The sequence below is a fragment of the Leuconostoc sp. genome, assembly GCF_965300815.1.
The window spans coordinates 1-2,214 of the sequence record NZ_CBDKZH010000161.1; the positions used below are offsets into that span (position 1 = coordinate 1).

Sequence of the window (2,214 nt, forward strand, 5' to 3'; positions counted from 1 at the left end):
CCTAATGACCTGTCAATTATAACCGTTGATGGTACGGATCTCACCCAACTCACACGGCCTCGGTTGACTGCCGTTCAGCAAAACTTTACCCAAATGGGCGAACTAGCTATTACAACGATTGCCAATCAGGCACTCTCACCTCATACCATTATTTTTACAGATGTGGTATTGACACCTGGTGACACAGTAGCAAAAATATCACGATAGAAAAAGCCGCCGATTGATTTCGGCGGCTTTTTCTTGTTAATCAGTCGACAGTGGTTTTAGCCTATACGTCCGAGTTGATGGTTCGCTAATTCAAAAATCGAGAAATTTTTTGGAAGTTGATTAGCTTGATGGGTAACCAGAACTACTGTTAAATCCGTCATGGCTGCAACATAGTTGAGTAATTTAGTCGCTAATTGCGTATCTAGCGCACTGAAGGCTTCATCTAAAAATAAGACTTGCGGCATCTGATAAAGTGCTCGCGCTAACGCGATCCGCTGTTTTTGGCCACCCGATAATTTTTCAATCGCAATTTTACCATCTTTATTAGCGATATCTGTTAATGCCAATAGGTCAATCAGTTCACGATAGCGTTGTTCATCCAAATCACGCCCAAAAACAATATTGTTTTGCATTGAATCTGATAACAGTTCCGTGAATTGTGGCACAGATATAAAACCATCAGGCATTTGTCCATTTGTCATGTCAGTTAAGGGTTGGTGATTTACAAAAATTGTGCCATCAGACAACGAAAGTTTTTGCGTCATGATTTGCAATAAGGTTGATTTGCCAATGCCAGCTGCGCCAACAATAGCCATTTTGTCCCCTTTTTGTATCGTCATATCAATATTTTTGAAAATTGGCGTCGCTTGATCAAATGAAAAACTACCATTTTTTATTGTTAGATTCTGAAATACCTGTCCTGTTTCTTGCTTGTTGTGAGTCGAATTGTGTAAAGGATACTTATCTAAGATTACCTGACTGCTGGATAACTGAGTCCAATTGGAAACAATAATGCCTAATGAATCAAACACTTTTGTGCCTAACTCTGACACTAAAACAATGAAACCAATGGCAAAATAATGCTGCCACGCCAAGTAGCCTGTTAGTCCCAGTAAAAAATCTGGCTCGAAATATTGATGATACCAATAATCGCATTGACGCCCGCCTGTCTTTTTGACAAATTTAAATGCGCTGTATTCCACTGTGTCAACACATTCGCCAATCTTTTTCGCAATAACCCAAATTGACCGAAGCTAAAAAAGCTGTCATAATTTTCGAATAATTCATTACTCTGATGCATGAGTATTTCATTTGCTTCTGAAACTTGCTTCATGCGTTTGTTCACTAATTTTTTCAGTTGTCGGGGTAAAGCGATTAAAATTAATCCGAGCACAAGCGCTGTGACAGCAAGTGACCAATGCAACCGAAATAGCGCAATACTGGCAAAAAAAGCATTACCAGAGAATCGCATCATGATGTAAAGACTATTTAACGCTTGATTCTCGACTAATTGCACATCGTTTTGTAACCAAGAAGCATAAGTCAAAGGCTTTTGTGCAACGACTTGTTGATACGGCTGGGATAAGATACCATTTGTGACAGACCATCGCATGTGAGATGACATGCGATTCATCGTGTCTCTTTGAAAGCGCGTCTGAAAAAAAGTTAGAGCGATCGTTAAAAGCCATAAACTCAACGACTGCACAAGATACGTCATAAACTGTGACAATTGATGCCCGATTAAGCCGCTTGTCGCCTTCCCCAAGAACAATGCCGCTTCTACTTGAAAGTATGAATTAACCCAGAAAATGGCTAACAAGCTTAAATTACGCCATTTTTCTGAAGCGATTAATGTGTAAATTGTCATTGGTTTTTGTTTGGACATTGGCTTGTTATCCTCTCGTTTAATGCGCGGTGATGTAAATCTTGTGCTGACTACTTTTTGACCGGTGTCAGTAAAATAGACACATCATTGTTTGGTAAATTTAACATTGATACAGTAACAAGCCTATCTTTTTGAACTGATAATAAACCAGAACTATGTCCTGAGTCTTTCCCCTGAGAGGCATACATTGTCACATTAAAGTTATCTTTTTGCGTACTATCTGGTATGACAGTCCCTTGATAAGTGGTTGTTGAGACCGAGATCATTGATCCTGCTTTTGCTGTCGAATTGACTGCCTGACTTGTTAAGTTTCCCTGATAAGTCACGTTGTATTCGCCCAC

General features: G+C 39.6%; 4 protein-coding genes. 1 reads left to right on the plus strand and 3 read right to left on the minus strand.

Features of this window, described 5'->3' with window-relative positions; translation table 11 throughout:
- The coding region (locus tag ACW12G_RS07630) for a substrate-binding domain-containing protein (protein ID WP_455647678.1) at nucleotides 1-207 on the plus strand (207 nt) is incomplete at its 5' end.
- 56 nt (nucleotides 208-263) lie between these two features.
- Here the strand turns inward: ACW12G_RS07630 and ACW12G_RS07635 are convergent.
- The 3 genes from ACW12G_RS07635 to ACW12G_RS07645 form a co-directional block, all read right to left on the minus strand.
- Nucleotides 264-1,082, minus strand: coding sequence for an ATP-binding cassette domain-containing protein (locus tag ACW12G_RS07635; protein ID WP_455647679.1), 819 nt, complete (start codon nucleotides 1,080-1,082; stop codon nucleotides 264-266).
- Nucleotides 1,083-1,090: 8 nt separating this feature from the next.
- Nucleotides 1,091-1,873: a hypothetical protein gene (locus ACW12G_RS07640; RefSeq protein ID WP_455647680.1), complete on the minus strand. Its 783-nt coding sequence runs from the start codon at nucleotides 1,871-1,873 to the stop codon at nucleotides 1,091-1,093.
- 50 nt (nucleotides 1,874-1,923) lie between these two features.
- On the minus strand, nucleotides 1,924-2,214 hold a 291-nt coding region (locus ACW12G_RS07645), incomplete at its 5' end, for a hypothetical protein (protein ID WP_455647681.1).